This is a genomic window from Antarctobacter jejuensis, assembly GCF_052266595.1.
GTDB lineage: Bacteria > Pseudomonadota > Alphaproteobacteria > Rhodobacterales > Rhodobacteraceae > Antarctobacter > Antarctobacter jejuensis.
Genome location: NZ_JBQQXJ010000047.1, coordinates 1 through 1,287 on the forward strand (window position 1 = coordinate 1; position 1,287 = coordinate 1,287).

The following is a 1,287-nucleotide window of genomic DNA, read 5'->3' on the forward strand; positions in this document are numbered from 1 at the left end:
GCGGGCCGCTGCGTGACGGCGGGGGTCCTGCGGGCGTCGGCCCGCGTTGACAAACCTCGGAAGGAGGAAGCCGCGGGGGTCGTGGCGCTGACTATGGGGAAAGTGCACTGCGGGTGATTGCGAGGGTGGGGTCTGGCCGGCGATCGGGCAGCTCGTGCCGATTGCTGGAGGTCGCTCGGACGGCTGGCGGCGTTGGTTTCGGATGTCGGCGGAACAGGTGATTGCATTTTTCCGGGCAAAGCGAGGCGACGGGCATACCACGAGCGGTCCAGCCAGCGAGCGGCAGCCAGTGAGTTTCGCGCGTTTGTGACGGGCGTTGCGTCATGCGGCGTGCTTCCGAGGTGGTGCTCGAGATGACGGCTTCTGACCGCGGCGGAAAATCTCGACGATGCGCATAGCGCCGCCACAGCAGGGGCATGGTTCGAGCAGTGTGAGAGGGATGACCTCGGCACTCTCCTGCGGGTCCGGGTCCTGCGGCGTCTCGCCGAGCAGTCCGCGGATACGGGCGATGGTGGCCTTGCGAGCCGCGCTGGCCAGCAGCCCGTAGTGCCGGATGCGGTGGAATCCGTCGGGCAGGACGTGGATCAGGAACCGGCGGATGAACTCGCCAGTCTCGAGCCTCATCACCTTTTGCCGGTCGCCGTGCTTGATGCGGTAGTCCTTCCAACGGAAGGTGACGGTATTGGCATCGGCGCTAATCAGGCGGTGGTTCGAGATCGCCACCCGGTGGGTGTACCGGCTGAGGTAGGCGAGTACGGCCTTGGGGCCGCCGAAGGGCGGTTTGGCATAGACAACCCACTTGGTTTTGCGCAGCGGGGCGAGGAAGGCGGCGAAGGCGTCGGCCCGAGCCAGGTTCTCGAGGTCACCGAAGAATTGAAGCGCGCCCGCCTTGTGCAGTGCCGCCAGCCCTTCGAGGAAGAGTCGCCGGAACAGCCGGGAGAGGACGTGGACCGGGAGAAGAAATCCGGGGCGACAAGCGATCCAGCGGCTGCCGCCCGGCGACAGGCCGCCGCCGGGCACGATCATGTGGACATGCGGGTGGTGGGTCAGCGCCGAGCCCCAGGTGTGGAGCACGGTGGTCATGCCGACCCGCGCGCCGAGATGCCGGGGATCTGCGGCGATGGTCGTCACGGTTTCCGCCGAGGCGCTGAATAGCAGACCGTAGACCGCCTTCTTGTTCCAGTAGGCGATCCTGGCGATCTCGGCCGGCAGGGTGAAGACCACGTGGAAATACTCGACAGGCAACAGGTCTTTGACGCGCGCGGCCATCCAGTCCCGTGCTGCGGG

The 1,287-nt window shown here is 66.8% G+C and carries 1 protein-coding gene; it reads right to left on the reverse strand.

The features are described 5' to 3' along the window. Positions 1-321 precede the first annotated feature (321 nt). Positions 322-1,287: IS91 family transposase (locus ACTXGA_RS24455; protein ID WP_443397317.1), on the reverse strand; the 966-nt coding region annotated here is incomplete at its 5' end.